General features: G+C 70.8%; 18 protein-coding genes and 1 riboswitch. Of the genes, 7 read left to right on the forward strand and 11 right to left on the reverse strand.

Annotated elements, in window-relative coordinates:
- Positions 1-146: 146 nt before the first annotated feature.
- Complete coding sequence (locus ABZX96_RS22795) at positions 147-1,178, reverse strand: ribonucleotide-diphosphate reductase subunit beta (protein WP_355547262.1); 1,032 nt, start codon at positions 1,176-1,178, stop codon at positions 147-149.
- Positions 1,178-3,577 (reverse strand): ribonucleoside-diphosphate reductase subunit alpha, encoded by a 2,400-nt coding sequence (locus tag ABZX96_RS22800; RefSeq protein ID WP_355547265.1) that lies wholly within the window; start codon positions 3,575-3,577, stop codon positions 1,178-1,180. The genes ABZX96_RS22795 and ABZX96_RS22800 overlap by 1 nt, the downstream gene beginning before the upstream one ends.
- Before the next feature lie 157 nt (positions 3,578-3,734).
- A riboswitch (cobalamin riboswitch) is annotated at positions 3,735-3,865 on the reverse strand.
- Between the two features lie 219 nt (positions 3,866-4,084).
- Between ABZX96_RS22800 and ABZX96_RS22805 the strand changes: the two genes are divergently transcribed.
- Positions 4,085-5,578 (forward strand): hypothetical protein, encoded by a 1,494-nt coding sequence (locus ABZX96_RS22805; RefSeq protein ID WP_355547268.1) that lies wholly within the window; start codon positions 4,085-4,087, stop codon positions 5,576-5,578.
- A gap of 13 nt (positions 5,579-5,591) precedes the next feature.
- Here the strand turns inward: ABZX96_RS22805 and ABZX96_RS22810 are convergent, their stop codons facing one another.
- From ABZX96_RS22810 to ABZX96_RS22835, 6 genes are all read right to left on the reverse strand, one after another.
- Positions 5,592-6,095 (reverse strand): GNAT family N-acetyltransferase, encoded by a 504-nt coding sequence (locus ABZX96_RS22810; protein WP_355547271.1) that lies wholly within the window; start codon positions 6,093-6,095, stop codon positions 5,592-5,594.
- Positions 6,096-6,371: 276 nt separating this feature from the next.
- Positions 6,372-8,048 (reverse strand): monocarboxylate uptake permease MctP, encoded by a 1,677-nt coding sequence (mctP, locus tag ABZX96_RS22815; RefSeq protein WP_355547274.1) that lies wholly within the window; start codon positions 8,046-8,048, stop codon positions 6,372-6,374.
- The gene (locus ABZX96_RS22820; RefSeq protein ID WP_355547277.1) at positions 8,045-8,305 is read right to left on the reverse strand and encodes a DUF3311 domain-containing protein; all 261 of its coding nucleotides are present in this window, start codon (positions 8,303-8,305) and stop codon (positions 8,045-8,047) included. The genes mctP and ABZX96_RS22820 overlap by 4 nt, the downstream gene beginning before the upstream one ends.
- Before the next feature lie 232 nt (positions 8,306-8,537).
- Positions 8,538-8,735, reverse strand: coding sequence for a YbdD/YjiX family protein (locus ABZX96_RS22825; protein WP_355547280.1), 198 nt, complete (start codon positions 8,733-8,735; stop codon positions 8,538-8,540).
- Complete coding sequence (locus ABZX96_RS22830; protein ID WP_355547444.1) at positions 8,732-10,855, reverse strand: carbon starvation CstA family protein; 2,124 nt, start codon at positions 10,853-10,855, stop codon at positions 8,732-8,734. Before ABZX96_RS22830 ends, ABZX96_RS22825 begins: the two co-directional genes overlap by 4 nt.
- Before the next feature lie 420 nt (positions 10,856-11,275).
- Positions 11,276-12,037: a GntR family transcriptional regulator gene (locus tag ABZX96_RS22835; protein ID WP_355547447.1), complete on the reverse strand. Its 762-nt coding sequence runs from the start codon at positions 12,035-12,037 to the stop codon at positions 11,276-11,278.
- A gap of 239 nt (positions 12,038-12,276) precedes the next feature.
- Here ABZX96_RS22835 and ABZX96_RS22840 point away from each other — a divergent pair, with 239 nt between their 5' ends.
- The 4 genes from ABZX96_RS22840 (at position 12,277) to ABZX96_RS22855 (ending at position 17,065) form a co-directional block, all read left to right on the forward strand.
- Positions 12,277-13,539: an extracellular solute-binding protein gene (locus ABZX96_RS22840; protein WP_355547283.1), complete on the forward strand. Its 1,263-nt coding sequence runs from the start codon at positions 12,277-12,279 to the stop codon at positions 13,537-13,539.
- Between the two features lie 122 nt (positions 13,540-13,661).
- Positions 13,662-14,645 (forward strand): sugar ABC transporter permease, encoded by a 984-nt coding sequence (locus ABZX96_RS22845; protein ID WP_355547286.1) that lies wholly within the window; start codon positions 13,662-13,664, stop codon positions 14,643-14,645.
- Entirely contained in the window at positions 14,642-15,472 is an 831-nt protein-coding gene (locus ABZX96_RS22850) for a carbohydrate ABC transporter permease (protein WP_355547289.1), read from the forward strand. Before ABZX96_RS22845 ends, ABZX96_RS22850 begins: the two co-directional genes overlap by 4 nt.
- A 9-nt stretch (positions 15,473-15,481) precedes the next feature.
- A complete protein-coding gene (locus ABZX96_RS22855; protein ID WP_355547292.1) occupies positions 15,482-17,065 on the forward strand; it encodes a glycoside hydrolase family 3 protein in 1,584 nt (527 codons plus the stop codon).
- A gap of 177 nt (positions 17,066-17,242) precedes the next feature.
- Here ABZX96_RS22855 and nagB read toward each other — a convergent pair whose 3' ends face one another.
- Together nagB and ABZX96_RS22865 are read right to left on the reverse strand one after the other, a co-directional pair.
- Positions 17,243-18,025 (reverse strand): glucosamine-6-phosphate deaminase, encoded by a 783-nt coding sequence (gene nagB / locus ABZX96_RS22860; protein WP_355547295.1) that lies wholly within the window; start codon positions 18,023-18,025, stop codon positions 17,243-17,245.
- A gap of 582 nt (positions 18,026-18,607) precedes the next feature.
- A complete protein-coding gene (locus ABZX96_RS22865) occupies positions 18,608-19,363 on the reverse strand; it encodes a glucose 1-dehydrogenase (protein ID WP_355547298.1) in 756 nt (251 codons plus the stop codon).
- Positions 19,364-19,444: 81 nt separating this feature from the next.
- On the opposite strand from ABZX96_RS22865, the gene ABZX96_RS22870 reads away from it, so the two are divergent.
- Together ABZX96_RS22870 and ABZX96_RS22875 are read left to right on the forward strand one after the other, a co-directional pair.
- Positions 19,445-20,047 carry a TetR/AcrR family transcriptional regulator gene (locus ABZX96_RS22870; RefSeq protein ID WP_355547301.1) on the forward strand — a complete coding sequence of 201 codons (603 nt, stop codon included), beginning with the start codon at positions 19,445-19,447 and terminating at the stop codon, positions 20,045-20,047.
- A 605-nt stretch (positions 20,048-20,652) separates the two neighbouring features.
- Complete coding sequence (locus ABZX96_RS22875; protein ID WP_355547450.1) at positions 20,653-22,122, forward strand: PAS domain-containing sensor histidine kinase; 1,470 nt, start codon at positions 20,653-20,655, stop codon at positions 22,120-22,122.
- Positions 22,123-22,723: 601 nt separating this feature from the next.
- Here the strand turns inward: ABZX96_RS22875 and ABZX96_RS22880 are convergent.
- Positions 22,724-22,981, reverse strand: a complete 258-nt coding sequence (locus tag ABZX96_RS22880; protein WP_003983230.1) for a WhiB family transcriptional regulator — start codon at positions 22,979-22,981, stop codon at positions 22,724-22,726.
- Between the last annotated feature and the right edge of the window lie 148 nt (positions 22,982-23,129).

Here is a 23,129-nt window from a genome sequence, read left to right on the forward strand (position 1 = left end):
GGCCCCCGCGCGGGCCCGGCCCCCCCCCCCCGCGCGCCCCCCCCGCCCCTCGGGCCGGTCGGAACACCGGGCCGCCTTCAGGGCGGCCGGAACACCGGCGCCCCCTCGGGCCGGTCAGTCAGCCCCCAACATCCCCCTCGGGCCGGTCAGAACTCGTCGTCGAAGGAGACCGACCCCTCCACCGCGACCTGGTACGCCGACGCCCGGCGCTCGAAGAAGTTGGTCAGCTCCTGGACGTTCTGCAGCTCCATGAAGGAGAACGGGTTCTCCGAGCCGTACACGGGCGGGAAGCCCAGGCGCTGGAGCCGCTGGTCGGCGACGCACTGGAGGTACTCGCGCATCGACTCGGTGTTCATGCCGGGCAGGCCGTCGCCGCACAGGTCGCGGGCGAACTGGAGCTCCGCCTCCACGGCCTCCTTGAGCATGTCGGTGACCTCCTGCTGAAGCGCGTCGTCGAAGAGGTCGGGCTCCTCCTGGCGGACGGTGTCCACCACGTCGAAGGCGAAGCTCATGTGCATCGTCTCGTCGCGGAAGACCCAGTTGGTGCCGGTGGCCAGGCCGTGCAGCAGGCCGCGGGAGCGGAACCAGTACACGTACGCGAAGGCGCCGTAGAAGAACAGGCCCTCGATGCAGGCCGCGAAGCAGATCAGGTTCAGCAGGAAGCGGCGGCGGTCCGCCTTGGTCTCCAACTGGTCCAACTGCTCGACGTGATCCATCCACTTGAAGCAGAACTGGGCCTTCTCGCGGATGGAGGGGATGTTCTCCACGGCCGCGAACGCCGCCGCGCGGTCGTCCGGATCGGGCAGGTAGGTGTCCAGCAGCGTCAGGTAGAACTGGACGTGCACCGCCTCCTCGAAGAGCTGACGGCTCAAGTAGAGCCGCGCCTCGGGGGAGTTGATGTGCTTGTAGAGCGTCAGCACCAGGTTGTTGGCGACGATGGAGTCACCGGTCGCGAAGAAGGCGACCAGGCGGCCGATCAGGTGCTGCTCGCCGGGCGAGAGCTTGGCGAGGTCCGCGACGTCGGAGTGCAGGTCCACCTCCTCCACGGTCCAGGTGTTCTTGATCGCGTCCCGGTAGCGGTCGTAGAAGTCCGGGTACCGCATGGGGCGCAGCGTCAGTTCGAACCCCGGGTCGAGCAGGTTCTTGGTCTTGGTGGTCTTCTCGGGTGCGGTGGTCATTACTGGCACGCCTCGCAGGACTCGGGGTTTTCCAGGGAACAGGCGACCGCTTCGGGGCCGGCCGCCGGGGCGGGAGCGGGGACGGCGCTCCCGGACGCGCCGCGCGCCGACTGGGCGATCCGGGTCGCCGGGCGCGAGCGCAGGTAGTAGGTGGTCTTGATGCCGCGCTTCCAGGCGTACGCGTACATGGAGCTGAGCTTGCCGATGGTCGGGGACGCCATGAACAGGTTCAGCGACTGGCTCTGGTCCAGGTAGGGCGTCCGGTCGGCGGCCATGTCGATCAGGGCGCGCTGCGGGATCTCCCACGCGGTGCGGTACAGGGCCCGCACGTCCTCGGGAATCCAGGCCAGCTCCTGCACCGAGCCGTTGGACTCGCGCAGCGCCTCGCGGGTGCGCGCGTCCCACAGGCCGTGCCGCTTGAGATCCTCCACCAGGTACGTGTTGACCTGGAGGAACTCGCCGGACAGCGTCTCGCGCTTGAACAGGTTGGAGACCTGCGGCTCGATGCACTCGTACACGCCCGCGATGGACGCGATGGTGGCGGTCGGCGCGATGGCCAGCAGCAGCGAGTTGCGCATGCCGGTCTTGGCGATGCGGGCGCGCAGCGCGGCCCAGCGGTCCGCCCAGTGCGGCTCGGCGTTCGGGTAGTGGTCCGGGTGCAGCACGCCGCGCGCCGTACGGGTCGCGGACCACGCCGGGTGCGGGCCGTGCCGCTCGGCGAGGTCGGCGGACGCCTCGTACGCGGCGAGCATGATCCGCTCGGAGATGCGGGTGGACAGCTCCCGGGCCTCGGGCGAGTCGAACGGGAGCCGCAGCCGGAAGAAGACGTCCTGGAGGCCCATCAGACCCAGACCCACCGGGCGCCAGCGGGAGTTGGAGGCGCCGGCCTGCTCGGTCGGGTAGTAGTTGATGTCCACGACGCGGTCCAGGAAGGTCACGGCGGTGCGGACGGTGGCGTCCAGCCGCTCCCAGTTCATGGTGCCGTCCTCGCCCAGGTGGGCGGCGAGGTTGACCGAACCGAGGTTGCACACCGCGGTCTCGCCGTCGTCGGTGACCTCCAGGATCTCCGTGCACAGGTTCGAGGAGTGCACGACGCGGCCGGGCTCGGCGGTCTGGTTGGCGGTGCGGTTGGCGGCGTCCTTGAAGGTCATCCAGCCGTTGCCGGTCTGCGCGAGGGTGCGCATCATCCGTGCGTACAGCACCCGGGCCGGGACGCGCTTGACGGCCTTGCCCGCCGCCTCGGCCGCCCGGTACGCGGCGTCGAAGTCCTCGCCCCACAGGTCCACCAGCTCCGGCACGTCCACCGGGGAGAACAGCGACCACTCCTGGTCGGCGTCCACCCGGCGCATGAACTCGTCCGGGATCCAGTGCGCGATGTTCAGGTTGTGGGTGCGGCGGGCCTCCTCGCCGGTGTTGTCCCGCAGCTCCAGGAACTCTTCGAGGTCGGCGTGCCAGGTCTCCAGGTAGACGCAGGCGGCGCCCTTGCGCCGGCCGCCCTGGTTCACGGCGGCCACCGAGGCGTCCAGGGTGCGCAGGAACGGCACGATGCCGTTGGAGTGCCCGTTGGTGCCGCGGATCAGCGAACCGCGGGCGCGCACCCGGGAGTAGGACAGGCCGATGCCGCCGGCGTGCTTGGAGAGCCGGGCGACCTGGTGGTAGCGCTCGTAGATCGAGTCCAGCTCGTCCAGCGGGGAGTCCAGCAGGTAGCAGGAGGACATCTGCGGGTGCCGGGTGCCGGAGTTGAACAGCGTGGGGGAGGACGGCAGGTAGGAAAGCGTGCTGGTCAGCCGGTACAGCTCGGCCACGTCTGCCAGCGCGCGCGCCGAGTCGTCCTCGGCCAGGCCGCAGGCCACCCGCAGCAGGAAGTGCTGCGGGGTCTCGATGACCCGGCGGGTGGTGGGGTGCCGCAGCAGGTAGCGCGAGTGCAGGGTGCGCAGCCCGAAGTAGCCGAACCGGTCGTCGGCGCCGTCCGCGAGCGCCGCCTCGACCAGCGCGTCCAGCTCGTCCGCGTGGGTGCGGACGAACGCGGCGGTGGTGTCCGCGATCAGGCCCTCCCGGTGCCCGGCCGCCACCGACGCGGAGAACCGCACGGCGCCCTCGGCCGCGGCCTCCTCGGCGACGGCGATGCTCAGCAGCCGCGCGGCGAGCCGCGAATACTGGGGCTCGTCGCCGATCAGCCCGGCCGCCGCCTCGATGGCCAGCGACCGCAGCTCGGCCTCGTCCGACCCGGGGTGCCGGCCGCGCAGCGCGGCGGCGGCCACCTTGCCGGGGTCGGCGGCGGGGAGGTCGGCGGTGAGGTCGGTCAGGGTGCGCAGCAGGGCGGCGCCCGGCGCGTCCTGGTTCCGGGGGACCTGGGCGGCCCGCTCGGCTGACGCGGGCTCCGTCGGCGCGATGGTCACGGGGGTGCTCTCCCTCACTCGGCGGGGGCCTGGAGGGACGGGCGCGATGGGCGCGTACGGGCACACCTCACCCCGGGAAGCGGGATGCGGGCACGGCTCCGCACGGCGTCCACCGGCTCAACCCTCGAAGCCCGGACGTGGGACGTCCACACCCTTGCGGTGGGGACGTACTGCCGGCAGGTCTTCGGACTTGCGGTGCGTAAATACGCACACATACACACGTTGCGGGACAGTTCCGGATTCACACCGGATTCCCCTGCATCGGCAGCGAGCACGAGCATACATCTTGTGCCGAGAGATGACGGCACCCCCACATGTAGTGCCGAGTCGTGGCGGGATGCCCGTGGATGGTCAGGGATGCCCGCAGATGCCGGAGGGAGATCCGGTGCGGAAGACGTACGCGGTGACCATTCGAGGCACGCGGTGTTGACGGGGCTGTCGGGAACACGGAGGCTCCAGTGTGCTCCGTCGGCCAGCGGGGCCGGGGGAGGACGGTGAGGGGGAAGCATGCGCAGAACCATCACGGCCGTGGCGCTCGTCGCGGGGGCGTGCGTGACGGCGGGCCTGTTACCCGCGGGGACGGCGGCGGCGCGCTCGGGCGGTGGGGTTGGGGGGCACTCGGACGGTGGGGTGGTGGCGCGTTCGGACGGTGGGGCGGTGGCGCGCTCCGACGGCCTGGCTGTGGCGCGCTCGGGCGGCGCGGTTGCGGGGCATTCGGACGGTGGGGTGGTGGCGCGCTCCGACGGCCCGGCTGTGGCGCGCTCGGGGCGGCCGGCGACCGAGCGGGTCAGCGTCGCGGCGGACGGCACGCAGGGGAACGGCTTCTCGGCCTCGCCCAGCATCAGCGCGAACGGCCGGTACGTCGCCTTCAGTTCGCAGGCGGACAACCTGGTCCCCGGGGACACCAACGGCGCGGAGGACGTGTTCGTCAAGGACCTGGTCACCGGCGCGGTCGACCGGGTCAGCGTCACGACCGACGGCATCGAGGGAACCGGGCGCTCCAGCGCTCCGATGATCAGCGGCGACGGACGGTACGTCGCCTTCCGCTCGGACGCCGCGAACCTCGTCCCGGGCGACACCAACGACGAGGCGGACGTCTTCGTCCACGACCGCCGCACCGGCCGCACCGAGAGCCCCACAGCGGGCACCGGCACCTCGCCGTACGGCTACGGCGTGCAGAGCTTCGTCCTCAGCGCCAACGGCCGGACACTGGCCTTCGGCTCCGGCCGGTCCGACCTGGTGCCCGGGGACACCAACGGTGCCGACGACATCTTCGCCTGGGACCTGCGCACCCGGAAGCTGCGCCGGGCGAGCGTGGCCGGCGACGGCACCCAGGCCGACGCCATCTCCCGCTTCCCGACCCTCAGCGCCGACGGCCGCACGGTCGGTTTCACCTCGGAGGCGAGCAACCTGACGGACGGCCGGGCCGGTTTCCGGCCGCCGCCGCTGTACCCGATGTACGTGCACGACCTGGACACCGGGCGCACCAGCGTGGCCAGCCGCGGCTCCACCGGCGAGGTCGTCGGCGTCACGCCGGAGACCCACCTGAGCCCGGACGGCCGCTACGCGATCTTCGACACCCCCGCCGACGACGTGGTCCCCGGCGACACCAACAACACCTACGACATCTTCGTCCGCGACCTGAAGACCGGCACCGTCCGCCTGGCCTCCCGCGCCCACGACGGCGCGCAGGGCAACGGCTGGGCCGCCGACGGCCGCCTGAGCGCGAACAACCGCTACCTGTTCTTCAACTCCGTCGCCACCAACCTCGTCCCCGGCGACACCAACGGCCGCGACGACGGCTTCGTCCGCGACCTGAAGACCGGCGCCGTCCAGCGGATCAACCTCGCCCACGACGGCGGCCAGTCCACTTCCTGGGTCAACGACGTCGTCCCGGACGCCTCGGGACGGCTCGCCGCCTTCGACTCGCGGGACGAGGGGCTGGTGCCCGGGGACACCAACGCGACCGGGGACGTGTTCGTGCGGCGGGTGACGTGGTGAAGGGGGAGCGGCCTCAGGCCGGCTTTCGCGCGAACGCCCACAGCCTGATCTCGGGTATCGGATCCCAGTCCCGCTCCGGGGCCCGCTCGAAGCCCAGGCGCCGGTAGAGCCGGTGCGCCGGCAGCAGGTGCTGCTGGCTGGACAGCACCATCCCGCGCAGCCCCAGCGCGCGGGCACGGTCGAGGCAGGCGACGACGAGCGCCTCGCCGACCCCGCGCCCGCGCGCCGCCGGATCGACGGCCAGCATCCGGAACTCGCCCTCCTCGGGCCCGGCTATCTCCGCGTACGGCGTACCCGGCGCGGCGAAGGTCACCGCCCCGAGCACCCGCTCACCCCCGGCCTCCACGGCGACCAGCACCTCGGCGTGCTCCACCCGGTGCGCCACCCGCCGCAGCACATCGGCGTACGGGTCCCGATCCCCGGAGGTCAGCAGCCCCTCGTCGGTGTAGACCGTCACCAGCAGCTCGCCGACTTCCGCGTACTCCTCCGGCCGCACCGGTCTGATCGTGATGTCCATGCGAGCCAGTGTGCCGGGAGGGTCTGACAATGGGCCGCCCGGGCCGGGGGTTCGGGCGGCCCGGGCCGATGCGTGGTCCAGGCAGCGGGCTTCACCGCCGGACAGGGACAAGCCCTCGTACGCGTACAACCGCCCCCGTACGCGCGCCCCACCCCTCCCGCACAGCAGAAATAGGAAGACCGGGCCCCAACGGAACCCAGCCCCCTCCTGTACGGAGGCCGAAACACGGCGAAGGCCGGGCCCCCAGCGGAACCCGGCCCCGAACCCGCGGAAGAATCAGCGCCCCGCCGGCACCTCCGCCTCCGCCGGGGCAGGAGGCAGATCGGCCTTCACGCCCGGATCACCCGCATCCGCCGTGTAGTCCTCCGGCCGCGTCTCGTCCACGCCCGCCGGAGCCTTCACAGCCCGCAGCACCACCGTCAGGACCACGGTGACGAGCACGTTCAGCACGAACGCCGTCAGGCCGATGTAGCCGATCTCGCCGATGCCGGGGATCTCGGCGCTGGAGCCGCCGAAGTGCTTCTGGGTGGGGCTGGCCACGCCGTACGCGGCGAGGGTGCCGTAGATCATGCCGGCGGCCCAGCCCGCGAGCAGGGCCCAGCGGTGGAACCAGCGGGTGAACAGGCCGCCGACCAGGGCGGGCATGGTCTGGAGGATCCAGATGCCGCCCAGGAGCTGGAAGTTGATGGCGACCGTCTTGTCCATGGTGAGGACGAAGGCCAGCGCGCCCACCTTCACCAGCAGGGACACCAGCTTGGCGACCTTGTGCTCCTGCGCGGGGGTGGCGCCGGGCTTGAGGAAGTCCTTGTAGATGTTGCGGGTGAAGAGGTTGGCGGCGGCGATGGACATGATGGCCGCGGGGACCAGCGCGCCGATGCCGATCGCGGCGAACGCGACGCCCGTGAACCAGTCCGGGAACATGTTCTCGAAGAGCTGCGGGATCGCGAGCTGTCCGTTGGTGACCTTGATGCCGGACGCGATGGCCATGAAGCCGAGCAGTGCGAGCAGGCCCAGCATCAGGGAGTACAGCGGCAGGATCGTGGTGTTGCGGCGGATGACGTTGCGGCTGCGGGAGGAGAGCGTGGCCGTGATGGAGTGCGGATACATGAACAGGGCCAGCGCCGATCCGAGCGCCAGCGTGGCGTAGGCCCACTGCGCGTTGGGGCCGCTGGCCAGTTCGCCGCGCGGTTTGCCGGTCGCCGGGTTGGGCTCGGCGAACGCCTTGCCCGCCGCGTCGAAGATGTGGTCGAAGCCGCCGAGCTTGATGGGGATGTAGATGATCGCCACCGCGATGACGATGTAGATCAGCGCGTCCTTGACGAACGCGATCAGCGCGGGCGCGCGCAGGCCGGACGAGTAGGTGTACGCGGCCAGCACGCCGAAGGCGATGAGCAGCGGCAGGTCCTTGACGAACCAGTTGGTGTCCTCGCCGCCGCCGACGCCCATCACGTCCAGCACCGCCTGGATGCCGACGAGTTGCAGGGCGATGTAGGGCATCGTCGCGAGGATGCCGGTCAGCGCCACGGCCAGGGACAGGCCCTTGGAGCCGAAGCGCCCGCGCACGAAGTCGGACGTGGTCACGTAACCGTGCTTGTGCGAGACGGACCACAGGCGCGGCAGGAAGGTGAAGATCAGCGGGTAGACGAGGATGGTGTACGGGACGGCGAAGAAGCCGGCCGCGCCCGCCGCGTAGATGGCGGCCGGGACGGCGACGAAGGTGTACGCGGTGTAGAGGTCGCCGCCCAGCAGGAACCACGTCACCCAGGTGCCGAAGCTGCGCCCGCCCAGGCCCCATTCGTCGAGGTTGTCGGACTCTGCGGCCTTGCGCCACTTGGCGGCCAGGAAGCCCATGACCGTCACGGCCAGGAAGAAGAAGATGAAGACGGCGAGGGCGACGCCGTTGACGCCGCCCGCCTCCGCCGCGAGGTGCATCGGCTGTGGTGGTGTGGTCATCGGGTGCCCTCCGCCTTACGGGCGCGCTGCTCCCGCTGGACCAGCTTGTACGCGATCATGGTCAGGCCCGTGGAGATCAGCACCCAGAGCATCTGGTACCAGTAGAAGAACGGGATGCCGATGAGGGTGGGCTCCACCTTGGCGTAGGAACTCACCCACAGCATCGCCACGAACGGAGCGAACAGGCACAGGCCGGCCACCACACGCGTGGGAGTCACCACCCGTCTGCGGTCCGGTGTTGGTGCGGGCTCTGTCATGGCCGTACTCCGTTCCCTGGCTGGTTCCTTACGATCATCTGTGCGGTGGGCAGGCAATCTAGGCCAGGGTTGTCATGCGCGTCACTACCTGTCCGCATATCGGTATGACAACGCCGATGGGCAGGTGACGCGCGGGCGAACGGAGGCGGCCACGTTCGGGGTGGGGGCCGCGCGGGCGATCGGAGACAGCCGGCACCTCGGGGGCGACGGCGGCTTTGAGGGCGACGGGCCCTCAGCAGCAGCGGAAGCCCGAGCGCGGGTCACCGTCCCGCGCGTCGGTGCGCCGCCGCTCGAACTCGCGGCGGCTGGGCACCGCGACGTGCGGATCGTGCCGCCGGACGTGGGCGACGTAGCGCTCGTACGCCGACTCGTCCGTCAACTCCCGCACGTACCAGCGGACCCAGCGCAAGCCCCGGCGGACGGCGTTCACGGGCGGCCCCCCTCCTGCGGCTCGCGTTCGGCCGGTGGCTTGAGTTCGGCCCGTTCCGCCCTGGTGGCCACCAGCCCCGCCGGGGCCACGATCCGCGAGGGCACGTACGGGGCCTCGCGCAGCCGGGTCGCCCGCGGGTCGCGCAGGTGCCGTGCGCAGACCCGTACGGCGTCCGCGATCACCACCACGACCAGGAGGGCGAGGACGGCGCTGAGCACCCCGTCCACCGTGGAGTTGGTGACGACGGTGTGCATGTCGTCCATGGACTTGGCGGGTGGCAGGACCTTCCCCGCGTCGATGGCGTCCTGATAGACGGCGCGCTGGGTGAAGAAACCGACGCGCGGGTCGCCGGAGAAGACCTTCTGCCAGCTCGCGGTGAGTGTCACCGTGGCGTCCCAGGCCAGCGGGATTCCGGTGATCCAGGCCCATTTCAGGCGGCCGGACTTGATCAGGAGGGTGGTGCAGACGGTGAGGGCCACCGCGGCCAGGAGCTGGTTGGAGATGCCGAAGACCGGGAAGAGCTGGTTGACGCCGCCGAGGGGGTCGTGCACGCCGACCCACAGGAAGTAGCCCCACAGGGCCACCACGGCGGCGCTGGTGAGGACCATTCCGGGCCGCCAGCTCACCCGGCGGAACGGTGCGTAGACGTTGCCCAGCATGTCCTGGAGCATGAAGCGGCCCACGCGAGTGCCCGCGTCCAGCGCCGTCAGGATGAACAGCGCCTCGAACATGATGGCGAAGTGGTACCAGAACGCCTTGCTGCCCGAGCCGCCGAACACCTTGGAGAAGATGTCGGACACGCCGATGGCCAGGGTGGGCGCGCCGCCGGTCCGGGAGAGCAGGGTGTGCTCCTCGACGGCGCGGGCGGCGGCGGCGAGCTGGTCCGGCGAGATGGTGTAGCCGAGGTCCCGGACGGCCCGGGACGCCTCGCGCACGGTGTCACCGATGACTCCCGCGGGCGCGTTCATCGCGAAGTACAGGCCGGGGTCGATGATGGACGCGGCCACCAGCGCCATGACGGCGACGAACGACTCCATCAGCATGGAGCCGTAACCGATCATGCGGATCTGGGTCTCCTTCTGCACCATCTTGGGCGTGGTGCCGGAGGAGATCAGCGCGTGGAAGCCGGACAGCGCGCCGCAGGCGATGGTGATGAAGACGAACGGGAAGAGGGAGCCCGCGAAGACCGGGCCGTCCCCGCGCCCGGCGAAGTCCGTGACGGCGTCCATCTTGAGGTTCGGCAGCGTGACGAGCACGCCGATCGCCAGCAGGGCGATGGTGCCGATCTTCATGAAGGTGGAGAGGTAGTCGCGGGGCGCCAGCAGCGTCCACACCGGCAGTACCGAGGCGACGAACCCGTACCCGACCAGCCACAGCACCAGCGTGCGCGGCTCCAGCGTGAAGGCCTCCGCCCACGACGACTCGGCCACCCACCGGCCGGCCACCAGCGCGAGCAGCAGCAGCGCCACCCCGATCAGCGAGACCTCGGTGACCCGGCCGGGCCGCAGCACCCGCAGGTAGAAGCCCATCAGCAGGGCGATCGGCAGCGTCATCGCGATGGAGAACGTGCCCCAGGGCGACTCGGCCAGCGCGTTGACGATGACGAGCGCCAGCACCGCCAGCAGGATGATCATGATGGCGAACGTGGCGAGCAGCGCGGCGGCGCCACCGAACGGCCCTATCTCCTCGCGCGCCATCTGCCCCAGCGACCGGCCGTCGCGCCGGGTGGAGAAGAACAGCACCACCATGTCCTGCACGGCCCCCGCGAAGATCACCCCGGCGATGATCCAGATGGTGCCCGGCAGATAGCCCATCTGGGCGGCGAGCACCGGCCCGACCAGCGGCCCGGCCCCCGCGATGGCCGCGAAGTGGTGCCCGAGGAGGACGCGGCGGTCGGTGGGGTGGAAGTCGACACCGTTGTTCAGCCGCTCCGCCGGGGTCGCCCGGGTGCCGTCCACCTTGAGCACCCGGTAGGCGATGAACTTCGCGTAGAAGCGGTACCCGATGGCGTACGACCCCAGGGCCGCGGCCACCATCCAGGCCGCCGAGACCTCCTCGCCCCGCGAGAGCGCGAGCAGCGTCCAGCCGGCCGCGCCGACCAGGGCGACCAGCGTCCAGATGACGACGGACCGCGGGTCGCGCGGACCACGGAGGAGTCCGGGCGCATCGCCCGGGTTGCGGGGGTTTGTGGGGCGCACCGATCGTCCTCCCGTCGCGGAGATGACGGAAGGACGGTAAGGGCAGGGCGGGGCGCGGCGCCATATCGCGTATGCGGTGGGGTGGCGGGCGGCCTTCGGGTGTTGGCGGGTGCCGGGGTGGGCGGTCTTCGGGTGCCGGTGCCCCGCCGGGGGCGTTGTCCTCAGGCGCCGGACGGGGCTGATGCGCGGGGCCGCGAGTGCCTCGTGCGGCGAGGGCGGCGAGGGCGGCGGGCCCCGAAAGGGCCGGGGGTGGTCCGGCCGAACCACCCCCGGCCCCTTCGGAAGCCCTCAGGCGTCCGGAAGGCCTCAGACGTCCGAAAGCCCTCAGACGCCCGGAAGCCCTCAGACGCTCGGCCGCTTCAGCCGCGCCACGAACTTGTACCGGTCCCCCCGGTACACCGAGCGCACCCACTCCACCGGATGCCCGTCCCCGTCCAGGGAGTGCCGGGAGAGCATCAGCATCGGCAGGCCGACGTCCGTCCCGAGCAGCCCGGCCTCGCGCGGGCTGGCGAGCGAGGTCTCGATGGTCTCCTCGGCCTCCGCGAGGTGCACGTCGTACACCTCGGCCAGCGCCGTGTACAGGGACGTGTACTTGACCAGGTTGCGGCGCAGCGCGGGGAACCGCTTGGCCGCCAGGTGGGTGGTCTCGATCGCCATCGGCTCGCCGCTGGCCAGCCGGAGGCGTTCGATGCGCAGCACCCGGCCGCCCGGCGCGATGTCCAGCAGCCCGGCCAGCCGGTCGTCGGCGGTGATGTAGCCGACGTCCAGGAGCTGGGAGGTGGGCTCCAGGCCCTGGGCGCGCATGTCCTCGGTGTAGGAGGTGAGTTGGAGCGCCTGGGAGACCTTGGGCTTGGCGACGAAGGTGCCCTTGCCCTGGATGCGCTCCAGCCGCCCCTCGACGACGAGTTCCTGGAGTGCCTGGCGTACTGTCGTGCGCGAGGTGTCGAACTCCGCGGCCAGAGTGCGTTCCGGGGGAACAGGGGTGCCTGGGGGCAGTGTTTCGGTGATTTCGAGCAGATGGCGCTTGAGGCGGTAATACTTGGGCACACGCGCGGTCCGGGTGGCGCCGCCGTTGTCCGTACTGCTGCCCCCGTCGGTCTCCATGACCCGCCTCTCCGACTCCTGTCGCGCTGCCGTCACCGGCTCCTCCGTACGTTGCGGCCATCGTGGCACGGGTGGGGTCCCGATGCTCCCTTGCTGGTCCGCGCCCGGCAGATGTCGGTCCGATAACGGAGCCGACAGCGACTCTTATACACCCTTGACACCCCAAAAGGTCTAGGCCAAGCTGCGGGCACTGGTCTAAACCATTAAAGACCACCTCCGGCCTTCTAGGGGAGAGCGCGATGAAGCGTGGACTCATAGCAGCGACAGCGGTCGCTGGATTGCTGGTTAGTGTCGCTGCCTGTGGGTCCAGCGACGGCAAGACGGGCGCCGACGGCAAGGACAAGTCGCTCACCGTCTGGGTGATGTCGGGTTCGAATCCGGCGCAGTGGACCAAGCAGGTCTCGGACGAGTTCAAGAAGAAGACCGGCGCCACGGTCAAATTCGAGGTCCAGGAATGGAACGGCATTCAGCAGAAGCTGACCACCGCCCTCTCCGAGGACACCCCGCCGGACGTCGTGGAGATCGGTAACACGCAGACCGCCGCGTACGCCAAGGCCGGTGCGCTGCTGGACGTCGGTGATCTGAAGAAGGAGATCGGCGGCGACTGGAGCGAGGCCATCAACAGCGCGTCCATCGTGGACGGCAAGCAGTACGCGCTGCCCTGGTACGCCGGCAACCGCGTCGTGATGTACAACAAGAAGATCTGGAAAGAGGCGGGCATCACCGACCTGCCCAAGACGCGGAACGAACTCTTCAAGGCGTTCGAGACCATCGGCAAGAAGACCGACGCCGAACCGCTCTACCTGCCCGGCCAGAACTGGTACTTCTTCGACGGCCTGACCATCGGCACCGGCGCCGAGCTGGTGAAGAAGGACGGGAACAAGTGGGTCTCCAACATGGCCGACACCAAGGTGTCCAAGGCCATGGACATCTACAAGCAGTACCAGGCGTTCAGCAAGGCCCCCAAGAACAAGGACGAGGCCACCCCGCAGCAGGCCAACGTCTTCGCCAAGGGCAAGACCGGCGCCATTATCGCCATGGGTTACGAGGCGGCCACCGCCATTAAGGCGAACCCCGCCATCAAGAACGACATCGGCTTCTTCACCATCCCCGGTGAGACCGCCGACAAGCCCGAGGGCGTCTTCCTCGGCGGCTCCAACTTCGCCGTCGCCGGCGGCAGCGCCAAGCAGGACCTGGCCAAGGAATTCCTGAAGATCGCGCTGTCCAAGAAGAACGACGCGCAGATGGTCAAGGAGGTCGGCTGGACGCCCAAGTCGCCGGACCTGGCCTCCGCCGCCAAGGACAACCCGGCCGCGGCAGCCGCCGCCCCCGCCGCGCAGAAGTCCGGCGGCACCACCCCGCTGATCCCGCAGTGGGGCGCCGTGGAGAACGTGCCGAACCCGATCAAGGACTACATGACCGCCGTCCTGAACGGCAAGGCCCCCGCCGATGCCGCCAAGGACGTCGAAGGGGAGATCAACAAGCGGCTGGCGCAGCAGTAGGCGCCTCGCGGCAGTAAGCGGAAACGACCGCAGACGGGTTCCGTACGGGCCGGCGCCGCCCCGTACGGAACCCGCGCACACGCACTACCGGCTCGACGTGGTTGATGGGGAGAAGGCGGGACATGTCAGTGCAGATCGATGACGCGGTGAAAAGCACCGCGCCGCGGATCGGCAAGGGCGGCGCCCCGCCGTCCCGGCCCGGCCGCGGACCGGGACGAGCCGCCAAGAGCGCGCCCTACCTGATCCTGCTCCCGGCCCTGATCGCCACCGCGATCTTCCTGGGCTGGCCGGTGATCCGGAACGTCCTGCTGTCGTTCCAGTCGATGAACATGCGGGAGCTGATCCAGCACCTCACCGTCTGGAACGGGTTCGAGAACTTCTCGGAGACGCTGGGCAGCGAGCAGTTCTGGCGGGTCACCCTGCGCACCGTGATCTTCACGGCCGTCAACGTCGTGCTGATCATGGTGCTGGGCGTGCTGATCGGGCTCCTGCTGGCCCGCCTCGGCAAGAAGATGCGCCTGACGCTCTCGGTGGCGCTGGTGCTGACCTGGGCGATGCCGATCATCGCCGCCACCACCGTCTTCCAGTGGCTCTTCGACTCCCGGTACGGCGTGGTCAACTGGGTGCTGGACAAGCTCGGCTGGCACTCCATGGCGAACTACGACTGGGTCGGCACCCAGTTCTCCACCTTCTTCGTGGTCACGGTGCTGATCGTCTGGCAGTCGCTGCCCTTCGTGGCGCTCAACCTCTACGCCGCCACCACGACCATCCCCAAGGAGCTGTACGAGGCCGCCCGCATGGACGGCGCGGGCGCCTGGAAGTCCTTCACCTCGGTGACCTTCCCGTTCCTGAAGCCGTTCGTCCTGGCCACGACGTTCCTGGAGATCATCTGGGTCTTCAAGTCCTTCGCGCAGGTCTTCGCGATCAGCAAGGGCGGCCCGGACCGGCTCACCGAGACGCTGCCGGTCTTCGCCTTCACCGAGGGCATGTCGAACCAGCACTTCGGCATGGGTGCCGCGATCTCCCTGCTGACCATCCTGATCCTGCTGGCCCTGACCGCGTACTCGCTGCGCCTGACGCTCAAGCAAGAGGAGGACGAGCTGTGAAGCGCTCGGTGCTCGGCCGCATCTGGCCCAACGCGACGGCGATCGTGCTCGCCATCGGCTTCGTCTTCCCCGTGTACTGGATGTTCAGCACGGCCTTCAAGCCGACCGGGGACATCATCACCGAGGACCCGGTGTGGTTCCCCTTCCGTGCCACCTTCGAGCACTTCTCGACGGCGGTGGACGCCCCGCACTTCTGGACGCTGGCGCGCAACTCCGTCGTCGTCACCGTGCTGGCCGTGGCCATGGCGCTGGTGATCGCGCTGCTCGCGTCCTTCGTCCTGGTGCGGATGCGCTTCAAGGGACGCAAGAGCATGATCCTGACCTTCATGATCGCCCAGATGGCGCCCTGGGAGGTCATGGTCATCTCGATCTACCTGATCGTGCGGGACGCCGGGATGCTCAACAGCCTCGTGCCGCTGACGCTCTTCTACATGATGATGGTGCTGCCCTTCACGATCCTGACGCTGCGCGGCTACGTCGCCGCGGTGCCCAAGTCGCTGGAGGAATCCGCCCTGGTCGACGGCTGCAACCGCCGCCAGGCGTTCACGAAGATCATCTTCCCGCTGCTGGCACCCGGCCTGATGGCCACCTCGCTGTTCGGCTTCATCACCGCCTGGAACGAGTTCCCGCTCGTCCTGGTGCTCAACAAGGACCCGGAGATGGGCACGCTGCCCTTGTGGCTCTCCCAGTTCCAGTCGCAGTTCGGCAACGACTGGGGCGCCACCATGGCCGCCGCCTCCCTCTTCGCCCTCCCGATCCTGATCCTCTTCCTGTTCCTGCAACGCAAGGCGGTCAGCGGCCTGACCGACGGCGCGGTGAAGGGATAACGCAGCCCCATGACGACACTCGTACACTCCACCGACACCCTCACCCGGGACGCGCTCACCGTCCTGCAACCCGGCTTCACCGGCACCACGCCACCCGACTGGCTGCTGCGCCGGCTGGGTGAGGGACTCGCCGCGGTGGGCCTGTTCGGACGCAACATCGCCTCGCCGGAACAGCTCAGCGCGCTCACCGCGCGGCTGCGCGCCGAACGCGAGGACATCCTCGTCGCCATCGACGAGGAAGGCGGCGACGTCACCCGGCTGGAGGTGCGGGAAGGTTCCTCCTTCCCCGGGAACCTCGCGCTCGGCGCGGTCGACGACACCGACCTGACCCGCGCCGTCGCCCGCGAACTCGGCCGCCGCCTGGCCGAGTGCGGCGTCAACCTCAACTGGGCGCCCTCCGCCGACGTCAACTCCGACCCGCGCAATCCCGTCATCGGCGTCCGCTCCTTCGGCGCCGAGCCGGAACTCGTGGCCCGGCACACCGCCGCGTACGTGGAGGGGATGCAGGCCGCCGGCGTCGCCGCCTGCGCCAAGCACTTCCCCGGCCACGGCGACACCGCCGTGGACTCCCACCACGACATGCCGCGGATCGCCGCCGACCTGCGCACCCTCCAGGAACGGGAACTCGTTCCCTTCCACGCCGCCATCGCCGCCGGCACCAAGGCCGTCATGAGCGCGCACATTCTGCTCCCCGCGCTCGACGGCACGCTGCCCGCCACCCTGAGCCGGAACGTGCTCACCGGCCTGCTGCGGGCCCCCGCCTCCGAAGGCGGCCTCGGCTTCGACGGACTGATCGTCACCGACGGCATGGAGATGCGGGCCATCGCCGGGACCTACGGCATCGAGCGGGGCAGCGTCCTCGCCATCGCCGCCGGCGCCGACGCGGTGTGCGTCGGCGGCGGACTGGCGGACGAGGACACCGTGCTGCGGCTGCGCGACGCGCTGGTCACGGCGGTGCGCACGGGCGAGCTGCCGGAAGAGCGGCTGGCCGACGCGGCGGCACGGGTGCGCGCCCTGGCGCGCTGGGCCCGGGACGCGGGCGCGGCGGAGGGGACCGCGCCCGCACCCGAGGCCGGGCTCGTCGCCGCCCGCCGCGCGCTGCGTATCACCCGTGGCGCCCAGCCGTACGAGCCGCTGCGCGCCCCCGCGTACGTCGCGGCCCTGACCCCGGTCGCCAACATCGCCGTGGGTGACGAGACCCCGTGGGGCGTCGCCGCCGAACTGACCCGCCTGCTCCCGGGGACGGAGACGGGGAGCTTCGGGGCTGCTTCGGATGGGGCTGTTGCCGGGGGTGTCGCCGGTGCCGGGGATGTCGCTGGGGCCTCGGCCGCTGCCGGGGATGCCGGGCTGGTTGGTGAGGTGCTGCGAGCGGCGGGGGACCGGCGGATCGTGGCGGTGGTGCGCGACGCGCACCGGCACCCGTGGATGGCCGAGGCGCTGGACGCGCTGACCACCGCCCGCCCCGACACCATCGTGGTCGAGATGGGCCTGCCCCAGGCGCCCCCGACCGGGGCCCTGCACATCGCCACCCACGGCGCCGCCCGCGTCTGCGGCCGTGCCGCGGCGGAGGTCATCGCGGGACTGGCGGACTGAGGGAAGAGACGGGAGGGGGCTCCTGCGGGGGCCCCTTTTCCCGTACGCGAGAGATCCCTTCCCGCACGCAAGAGTTCCCCGCGCGCGGGGCTCCCCTCCCGCACGAACACCGACGGCTCGGCCGGGACACCCCACTGGGGCGCCCCGGCCGAGCCGTCGTCACGTGATCCGGGCCGGTTACAGGCCCTGCCACTCCGGCTTCGCCACGTACGTGGCGCGGAAGTAGTCCGCCAGCTTCAGCTTGGAGGCGGCGGCCTCGTCCACGACGACCGTGGCGTGCGGGTGGAGCTGGAGCGCCGAGGCGGGCACCACGGCGGCGACCGGGCCCTCCACGGCCTGGGCCACGGCGTCCGCCTTGCCCTCGCCGGTGGCCAGCAGCACCAGGTGGCGGGCCTCCAGGATGGTGCCGATGCCCTGCGTGATGACGTGGTGCGGGACCTCGTCGAGGCTGTCGAAGAACCGGGCGTTGTCCTCCCGGGTCTGCTGGGTCAGCGTCTTGATGCGGGTGCGGGACGCGAGCGAGGAGCAGGGCTCGTTGAACCCGATGTGCCCGTCGGTGCCGATCCCGAGCAGCTGGAGGTCCACGCCCCCGGCCTCGGCGAGCGCCCGGTCGTACGCCTCGCAGGCGCCCTGGACGTCGGCGGCGGTGCCGTCGGGACCCATGAAGGAGTCCTCGCTCAGGCCGAGCGGCTCGACGACCTCGCGCAGCACGACGGAACGGTAGGACTCCGGGTGCCCGGCGGGCAGGCCCACGTACTCGTCGAGCTGGCATATCCGCGCGTTGGAGGCGTCCACGGCACCGGAACGGACCTTGGCCGCGAGCGCTTCGTAGATGGGCAGCGGGGTGGAGCCGGTGGCCACACCGAGCAGGGCGTCGGGCTTGCGGCGCAGCAGGCCGGCCATGGCCTCCGCGATGAGCTCGCCGCCTGCCTTGGCGTCCGGGACGATGACAACTTCCACGCTGGGCCTGCCGATCTTCTAGTGGACTCGTCTGTGGTATAGACCAATCTAGCAGAGGCGGGGGACGGGCAGGCCGCCCCGCCACACCGGCCGGCGGGGGTGCCGCGGGCCCGCCGGCCAACGACGAGCACCGCCACAGGGGTGCCCGCGCCGGGCCCCGATATGCCTCGCCCCGGCCACGGCGCGCCCGAGGCGTTGGGGTCATCCGGGGTCACTCGGGGTCGTTCGGGGCCACCTTCGGTGTGCGGCATGCCCACGGTGTGCCCCGGGGTGCGCCTCGGGGCCGCGCGCCGCCCCAAGGCGCCGGCCGATGGCCACCCCTGGCCGTGGCCCTCCGGCTCACGGCTGCCGCCGACCCCCGATCACCACCGGAGCCCCCGCCGGCGGTGCCCCGCTCTTACCGGCGCCTGCCCCGCGCAAGCCCCCTTTCCTCCCCAGGGAACCACCGTCCGGTGGTCCCGTACCTCACGTGAACGCGGGTTCCGGTCGTCGGGTGGACGCGGGTCCGTCCTCACGCGAACGCGAGTCCTCGTCCATGTGTGAACGCGCCGACCGTGACCCTCCCGCCCGCACCGCCCGGTGTCAGAGCAACTGGCCGCCCGTGGCGTCTATCCACTGGCCGGTGACCCAGCGGCTGTCGTCCGAGGCCAGGAAGGCGATGATGTCGGCGACATCCCGGGGCTCGCCCACCCGCCCCGCGGCGTTCTGCTCGGCGACCGCCTTCCGGGCCTCGGCGTCGGCGCGCAGCCAGTCGGCGTTCATGTCGGTGTCGATCGCGCCGGGGGCCACCGCGTTCACCGTGATGCCGCGGGGGCCGAGGTCCTTGGCGAGCGTCGCGGTGAAGACGTCGATCGCGCCCTTGGTCATCCCGTACGCGATCAGCTCGGGCATGGCTCCGCCCCGGGTGAGCCCGGTGGAGACGTTGACGATCCGGCCGCCGTCGCGCAGCCGCGGAAGGGCGAGCCGCGTGACGAAGAACGGGGCCTTGGTGTTGATCGCGAAGACATGGTCGAAGTCTCGCTCCGTGATGTCCGCGATGGGGTGGCGGACGCCGGTCGTTCCGGCATTGTTCACCAGGATGTCCAGGCCGTCGGCCCGGGCGTCGAAAGCGGCCCACAGCGCCGCCGCGTCACCCGGCACGCCCAGCTCGGCCTGGAGGGCGAACGCCTCGCCGCCCGCCGCCTCGATCGCGGCGACCGTCTCCTTCGCGGCGGCCTCGTCGCGCCCGTAGTGCACGGCGACCCGCGCCCCGTCCCGCGCCAGCCGTTCCGAAACCGCCCGGCCGATCCCCCTGCTGCCGCCCGTGACCAGCGCCGTCTTACCCGTGAGCGTGCTCATGACGCGCCCCCTCCTTTGTGTAGTGGCTGCTACAGAAAACGCTAGCAGACTTTTCCTAGCGACCGCTATAAAATTCGTGGCATGGCGACGAAACAGCGCGGACGACCCCGGTCCTTCGACCGCGAGACGGCCCTGGAGCAGGCGATGCGCGCCTTCTGGGAGCACGGCTACGAGGCGGTGTCCATCTCCGACCTCACCGAGGCCATGGGCATCAAGGCCCCCAGCCTCTACGCCGCCTTCGGCGACAAGCGGACCTTGTTCGAGGAGGCGATCGAGGCGTACGTCCGGGATTTCGGCGGTTTCGTGCTGCGGGCGCTGGAAGAGGAGCCCACCGCGCGCGCCGCCGCGTCCCGGTTCCTGCACGAGGCCGCGACCAAGTACACCCTCCCCGGCCACCCCCACGGCTGCATGGTCATCACGGCCGCGGCGGGCACCGAGCGGTCCGGGGACGTGGCGCAGGGCATCAGGGCGCGCCGGGAGGAGCACGCGGAGCGGATCGAGCGCCGCATCCGCGCCGACATGGCGTCCGGCGAGCTGCCCGCCGACACCGACGCGCGGGCGCTCGCCGCGTACTGCGTGACCGTCCTCAACGGCATGTCCCAGCAGTCCCGGGAGGGCGCGGACCGCGCCACGCTGGAGAAGATCGCCGACCTCGCGATGGGCGCCTGGCCGGACGGCCGCTGAGGCGAATCGGCGCTTACTTACTGAGACGGACCGGCGCTCACTCGCCGAGGCGGACGGGCGCTCACTCACTGAGGCGGACCGGCGCTCACCGAGGGGCGCGGTGTCGGCGGGGGATCGATGGGGGCCTCGCCCGGCCTCAAACCGCCCGACCCGGCCCCGTAACCGGCCGCGACCGCCACCCGCCCCGAAAACACCCGCGGGCCGCGGCACCGGGACGGGACCCTCAGCCCGTCCGGCACCGCAGCCCGGAGCTTCTCGGCCGGCCATCCGGCGCGATGTGTCCCGCGTGCGGTGCGGGCCACGGTGCGTCATGGACCGGTCGATGCAAGGCCGTGAGCGCAGTCAGGGCAGAGAGCGCGTCGGGCCTCGTTCCGCTCTCCTGTGCGGGGGAGAACGGAGGTCTGTGTCCGCCATTGTGGACTAGACCATTCTCATCTGTCCATGGTTCCGGGCGAATCCGTCCGGCCTCGCGCGGGGAATCGTTCACCCCCGCGCGTCCGCTCGTGTCTCCGTACGAATCCGCCCGTGCCTCTTCGTCGGACCGTCCGTTCCCCTGTACGAAGAACTCGGCGCCACCCGCCGGTAGGCTCCATGCCGTGCCCTCCATGAACGACCTCGTACGCCAGCACACCGCCCTGAGCGACTCCGACCTGGAATGGCTCCACCTGCTGGTCTCGGAGTGGCAGCTGCTCTCCGACCTCTCCTTCGCCGACCTCGTCCTGTGGGTGCCCACCCTCGACGGCACGCGGTACGTCTCCGTCGCCCAGATGCGCCCGAACACCGGGCCCACCTCCTACCAGGACGACATGGTCGGCCACCTCGTCCCGCGCGGCCGGCGGCCGATGCTGGATTCCGCGCTGGACGAGGGCCGGATCGTGCGCGAGGGCGACCCCGAGTGGCGGGAGGAGGTGCCCGTACGGGTCGAGTCCATCCCGGTCCGCCGCGAGGGCCGCGTCCTCGGCGTGATCGCCCGGAACACCAACCTGCTGACCGTGCGGACCCCCAGCCGCCTGGAACTCACCTACCTCCAGAGCGCCTCCGACCTCGCCCAGATGATCGCTGCCGGAACGTTTCCGTTCCCCGGCCAGCAGGTCGACATGGACGCCTCCCCGCGCGCCGGCGACGGCCTCATCCGCCTCGACGCGGACGGCGTCGTCCAGTACGCCAGCCCGAACGCGCTCTCCGCCTACCACCGGCTGGGCCTGGCCGCCGACCTGGTGGGCCATCACCTGGGCCGCACCACCGCCGAACTGGCCCCCGCCCGCGGACCCGTGGACGAGGCGCTGGTCAAGCTGGCCAGCGGCTGGGCCCCCCGGGAGTTCGAGGTCGAGGGCGCGGACGGGGTGATCCAGCTGCGGGCCATCCCCCTCAAACCCAAGGGCACCCACATCGGCTCCCTCGTCCTGCTGCGCGACGTCACCGAGCTCCGCCGCCGCGAGCGCGAGCTGATCACGAAGGACGCCACCATCCGGGAGATCCACCACCGGGTGAAGAACAACCTCCAGACGGTGGCCGCGCTGCTGCGCCTCCAGGCCCGCCGGATGGACTCCGACCAGGGCCGCGAGGCGCTGAACGAGGCGGTCCGCCGGGTGGGCTCGATCGCCATAGTGCACGAGACGCTGTCGCAGAACCTCGACGAGCGGGTGGAGTTCGACGAGATCGCCGACCGGGTCCTGGCGATGGTGGCCGAGATCTCGCCCGGGACGGTCACCACGCGCCGCAACGGCCGCTTCGGCATCCTGGACGCGGAGGTCGCCACGCCGCTGTCGATGGTCCTCACCGAGGTCCTGCAGAACGCCCTGGAGCACGCCTTCGAGCCGGGGGAGCGGGGCGCGGTCGACGTCGGCGCGGTGCGCGGCGGCAGCCGCAAGGAGCCGCGCCTGCTGGTCACCATCAACGACAACGGCCGCGGGCTCCCCGAGGGCTTCGATCCGCACCGGGCCGGCAACCTGGGGCTGCAGATCGTACGCACCCTGGTCGAGGGAGAGTTGGGCGGAAAGTTCGACATGGTCCCGGGATCGGAACGCGGCACGCGAGTCGTCCTCGATATTCCCGTACGCGCCGAAAAGCACTGAACCGCGAGAAGTCGCCGCTCTCTCGAATGAGCCGCCGACGGGCTCGAATGAGCCACGGGAAAGCGGCCGGATGACGAACACGGGAGAGCGGTGAACGGATAGCCGCGGTAACGGACATCGCCACAAGTGCGCCACAAAAGAGCGCGTGCGTAGCGAAGTGAGCGGTAAAGGAAATCCGGGCGGTAAAGAACACCGGGTGCGGGAAAAGGCCCGGGGTTCCCGCCGATCGACTTCCGGCTCCGTCACGGAACGCATTCGTCACGGAACGCGTTCGGCATGACCGGATACGGAGATCACGAGCACGCCGTGGAACAGCTCGTGCCGGAAGCCGATCGCGCGTGATCCCCGGAACCGCCGGGCCGGCGCCGGAACGCGGGACGCTACGAAGAGCGCCGGCCGGCCCCGGACGGCACCCGGCGGCGAGCGACGGAAGAGCCCCGAACGGCAGTGGGTCCCGGAGAACAGCAGTGAGCCCCGGACCAGAAGGTCCGGGGCTCACTGCTCACGTTGCGTGGGTACCTCTCATGCCCCGCGTTCAGGACATGAGGGGGAGCATCGGGGGTACTGCGCGCTGCGGCTCGGGGGCCACGGGGCGTCTGCGTCAGGCGCTGGCGTTGCGCGCCCGGTTACGAGCGGCACGGCGCTTCATTGCGCGGCGCTCGTCCTCGCTGAGACCACCCCAGACGCCGGAGTCCTGGCCGGACTCCAGCGCCCACTGCAGGCACTGCTCCATGACGGGGCAGCGGCGGCAGACGGCCTTGGCTTCCTCGATCTGCAGCAGCGCAGGACCGGTGTTGCCGATGGGGAAGAAGAGCTCGGGGTCTTCCTCGCGGCAAACGGCGCGGTGACGCCAGTCCATGGCTGCTCCATCTCCTAGTGTGACGGGATCGTTGCTTGTGAATGTGAACGCTTTCACGAATCCTCCCACACGGGAAGGGCCGAACCCCAGCCAGGCTGGTGCGGTCCTGAAGAATGAGGAGGAGGAGTCGGGCTCTCAAGGGGGCCGA

The sequence above is a fragment of the Streptomyces sp. NPDC003077 genome (assembly GCF_040611095.1).
Classification (GTDB): domain Bacteria; phylum Actinomycetota; class Actinomycetes; order Streptomycetales; family Streptomycetaceae; genus Streptomyces.

Bases quoted from the DNA above. Each gene is read 5' to 3' on its own strand.
- ABZX96_RS22870 (WP_355547301.1), top strand. From the start codon at position 19,445: ATGGCGACGAAACAGCGCGGACGACCCCGGTCCTTCGACCGCGAGACG.
- ABZX96_RS22835 (WP_355547447.1), bottom strand. From the start codon at position 12,037: ATGGAGACCGACGGGGGCAGCAGTACGGACAACGGCGGCGCCACCCGG.
- ABZX96_RS22875 (WP_355547450.1), top strand. From the start codon at position 20,653: ATGAACGACCTCGTACGCCAGCACACCGCCCTGAGCGACTCCGACCTG.
- ABZX96_RS22855 (WP_355547292.1), top strand. From the start codon at position 15,482: ATGACGACACTCGTACACTCCACCGACACCCTCACCCGGGACGCGCTC.
- mctP (WP_355547274.1), bottom strand. From the start codon at position 8,048: ATGACCACACCACCACAGCCGATGCACCTCGCGGCGGAGGCGGGCGGC.
- ABZX96_RS22820 (WP_355547277.1), bottom strand. From the start codon at position 8,305: ATGACAGAGCCCGCACCAACACCGGACCGCAGACGGGTGGTGACTCCC.
- ABZX96_RS22845 (WP_355547286.1), top strand. From the start codon at position 13,662: ATGTCAGTGCAGATCGATGACGCGGTGAAAAGCACCGCGCCGCGGATC.
- ABZX96_RS22865 (WP_355547298.1), bottom strand. From the start codon at position 19,363: ATGAGCACGCTCACGGGTAAGACGGCGCTGGTCACGGGCGGCAGCAGG.
- ABZX96_RS22810 (WP_355547271.1), bottom strand. From the start codon at position 6,095: ATGGACATCACGATCAGACCGGTGCGGCCGGAGGAGTACGCGGAAGTC.
- ABZX96_RS22840 (WP_355547283.1), top strand. From the start codon at position 12,277: ATGAAGCGTGGACTCATAGCAGCGACAGCGGTCGCTGGATTGCTGGTT.
- ABZX96_RS22805 (WP_355547268.1), top strand. From the start codon at position 4,085: ATGCGCAGAACCATCACGGCCGTGGCGCTCGTCGCGGGGGCGTGCGTG.
- ABZX96_RS22795 (WP_355547262.1), bottom strand. From the start codon at position 1,178: ATGACCACCGCACCCGAGAAGACCACCAAGACCAAGAACCTGCTCGAC.
- ABZX96_RS22880 (WP_003983230.1), bottom strand. From the start codon at position 22,981: ATGGACTGGCGTCACCGCGCCGTTTGCCGCGAGGAAGACCCCGAGCTC.